Genomic DNA, 3,016 nt, shown 5'->3' with positions numbered 1-3,016 from the left:
GCGGCACGAGCGGATGTGTTTGACTACATCGAGCGACGCCACAACCCTAGGATGCGCAGAAGGGTCGCCAAGCAGGATCAGAAGGTTGCAGCTCTTTTAGAACCGTCCGTGATATCGGGGTAGAACCCAAATGATTGAAGCTGAGCCATCGTTCGGCTACCGGACCGTGGCTGCGAGCTAGTCATCTTCTACAGTGATCTGGGCAATCCAAGGCAGGCCCGACTATGGGCCCACGGAACGAGGTAGCTTGGGGTGCCAAGAGGGTAGTTCCGACCAGAGACTCCGTGGTCATGGGGGTGGCGCGCAGGTCTTCTCCCATGTGCGCCGGCTGCCTGCGCGGTACCCAGGCAAGGCCACTGCGGGGCCATCAACCGTTGGCCTGATACCGGTGCACGGCCAACATCACGAAGTCAGACAAGTGCGTTGCTTTGTGGGCTACTGCATGGACTCCAGTTCAGCTATTCTCTAACTAGTGGTCGGCACGTCGGTGTCGCCTTGCCATCGGAGGCATTATGTTTCAAGCAGTTTGTGTTGATCACGATGATCGAATTAAAGCTTGGTGCGTGACTGCGCACGTCAACTACGGATGGTTCCTGGAGGCCGTTCGAGGATCTGAAGAGAACTTGAAGATTCAGCGAGGCGTTATACGTGGTCGTAAATCATATGCCACTCTACGCCAGGACTTGAAGAACGGGTGCGTGCTTCCGCCCATCGTTCTGGCGTTAGCAGGAGCATCAGTCAATCTTTTTACCGGGTCCGGTCAAATAAAGGATTTGGCAACGCTATCGAATGACCTAGGCGTAATTGAAAGCGAATCTGTCTATATTATCGACGGGTTGCAGCGCACGAACGCAATCAAGATGACGGCAGAGGAGCTTGCTGGTGAGCCGCAGGCATTGACTGAATTCCTTGCCAGGATGTTGAGGATCGAGTTCTGGATTGATGCATCATTTGGCGCGATTGCTTACAGAATGCTGCTGCTGAATGCTGGGCAGCGGCCGATGTCCATGAAGCATCAAATCGAGGTCCTCAGTTCGCGACTCGGGCAGTCCCTGCAGGGAATTGCTGGCATCGACATCTTCTCAACTGGTGATAGTCGACGTCGCGCGAATCCTGGCCAGTTTCAGCTTGCCAAGTTGAGCCAGGCCTTTCAAGCTTGGCTGCAAGGCAAACCGAATATTGATGTTCGTAATGTTGTTATGGAAGAGCTACTGGCCGAGGGCGCTATTGAAACGCTCGGGAGTACGTTGGACGACCAGGTACAGGGGGACCAGCATGATGGCTTCCGGAAATTGGTCGCTTGGATCGTCGCAGTTGATATGGAGCTCGGTCGAGATAATCTTGCATTCTTCGGCAACGAAACAGTCTTGCAAGGCCTGTCTGCCGCTGTGGGTGGTGCCGAGCGGCATGAAAAGATCGCCAGCCGAGTATGGCCAGCCCTCGATGACTTATTGCATAAGTGCCAGGCGGGCAATGCAAGAGAGGTGCTTGACGTAGACCTTTATGATGCACTCCGCAAGAGTTTTGACGTCAGTAAGATTAATGTCGGATCCGCGACTCGTGAGCTTGTAAATGGGGCTTTCCAGGAACTCTTCTTCTCCGGCGGGGTTCGGTCCATGCGTGAATGCTGGGAGTTTGCAGCTTCTCGGGTAGTGTAAGCATGAGTATTCCTGTGCACATTTCGGACGTGTTGGGTTGCTCGGTTGATTTGAGTGAAGATGATTTCCGGAGTTACATTGACGGCCTGAACGGAGATCAGCTTCCTTGGTTTTTAGTGGGGGATGCTGCTAAAGAGGCGTTGGTCGAGGCGATCTTTCAGGATGGTGCTCGCGTCGTTGCGCATGCAGTCCCATACGAGCTGGAAGATGAGCCTGATGCGCGCTATTACATTGCGACGGAGAACGGCTCCCATGCGTATTCATTAGTGTATTTCGGCAGCTCCTGCTCATCGTCAGAGGATTTTCCGACTGCGGCACTGGTTGAGTTGGCCTGCGCTTGGCCTAGCCTACCGAATGTCCTGACCGTCGTTCCCTCCCCCGGCCCGGCAGACAACGTTCCCCAGGAAATTGCGCGGCCTCTCGGAATTGGAGAGATGCCAGTCGCGCTGTGCAGGAAGGCCCTCATCCTTAGGCGAGGTGTTGCAGACAATTCTCACATTCACCTTAATATTCCTCCTGTACTCCTGGCGCTCGCAGGACTTCGCGTTGTGGTCGATCCCATTCGGCATCCGCAATGGACTGAATGCAATTCTGTCGAGTGGGATGCAGGCGGCCTTGTACACAGGCCGGAAATGATGAGCGGCAGCCTTTTGCAGGAGGCCCTGTGCGAGACGAGACCCCGCTGGAGATTTGTGGCGCTGTACCGGGTTTTTGAGTCGGCGTATTTGCTTGCTCTTAGGGATGCATTCATGGATGCATTCTTCTCCAACCCAAAGGCAGCTACAGACAAAACAAAGAAGGCATTAGAAGCAGAGGTCAATCAGTTTGAGGAGGTCGTGAAGCTCCACCAGCTTCAGTCTTATTTTGAGTCTGTCATCGCGGAGGTTGATGCACTTCCATCAAACTTGTTCCTTCAAGCTGTGCGAGCAGACATCGGCCCGTCGAACCGACCTCCTGTTGCCTGGGAAAGCGGCGTGGCTTTCATCTACAAGCTCAGATGCTCCATAGTCCATGCAGGTCAGAAGAGTGTGATCTTTGATCGGTATCCTGATGCAAACGTCGCTTTGATTGCGCTGACGCCGGTTCTGGAAAAGGCCGTGCTGGCTTTGCTGGGTCTGAGGCTGGATTGAGTAGTCCATCTGAATGGCCTGTCCGAATCGCCCATATCTACGCATGTAATGACCCACTGAAAACCTGCTCAGGTCTTGCTTTTCCCAAAGGAGACGCCGATGAGCGAAATGATGGGAGAAGAGATCAAGCGCTGGACCGCCCGGCGCAAGACGGCGCTGGTCCTTGAGATCATCCAGGGCAAAACCTCGGTGGCGGCAGCCAGCCGCCAGTTCGATCTGACGCCAGCT

Annotated in this window: 2 protein-coding genes and 2 pseudogenes; all 4 read left to right on the top strand. The window is 54.5% G+C overall.

Going from position 1 to position 3,016, the window contains the following annotated elements:
- Positions 1 to 123 (top strand): annotated as a pseudogene (locus tag EGJ34_RS21125) (IS3 family transposase); the annotation flags it as partial.
- A 575-nt stretch (positions 124 to 698) separates the two neighbouring features.
- Positions 699 to 1,658, top strand: a complete 960-nt coding sequence (locus EGJ34_RS21120; RefSeq protein WP_148100548.1) for a hypothetical protein — start codon at positions 699 to 701, stop codon at positions 1,656 to 1,658.
- 2 nt (positions 1,659 to 1,660) lie between these two features.
- Complete coding sequence (locus tag EGJ34_RS21115) at positions 1,661 to 2,788, top strand: hypothetical protein (protein WP_125362369.1); 1,128 nt, start codon at positions 1,661 to 1,663, stop codon at positions 2,786 to 2,788.
- A 99-nt stretch (positions 2,789 to 2,887) separates the two neighbouring features.
- Positions 2,888 to 3,016, top strand: a pseudogene (locus tag EGJ34_RS22890) (DUF1153 domain-containing protein); the annotation flags it as partial.

It is taken from the genome of Stenotrophomonas sp. 278 (assembly GCF_003935715.1).
In the GTDB taxonomy this organism is placed as follows: Bacteria; Pseudomonadota; Gammaproteobacteria; order Xanthomonadales; family Xanthomonadaceae; genus Stenotrophomonas; species Stenotrophomonas maltophilia_AH.
The sequence above is the reverse complement of the archived record's forward strand: the minus strand, read 5'-3'. Positions and strand labels throughout refer to the sequence as shown.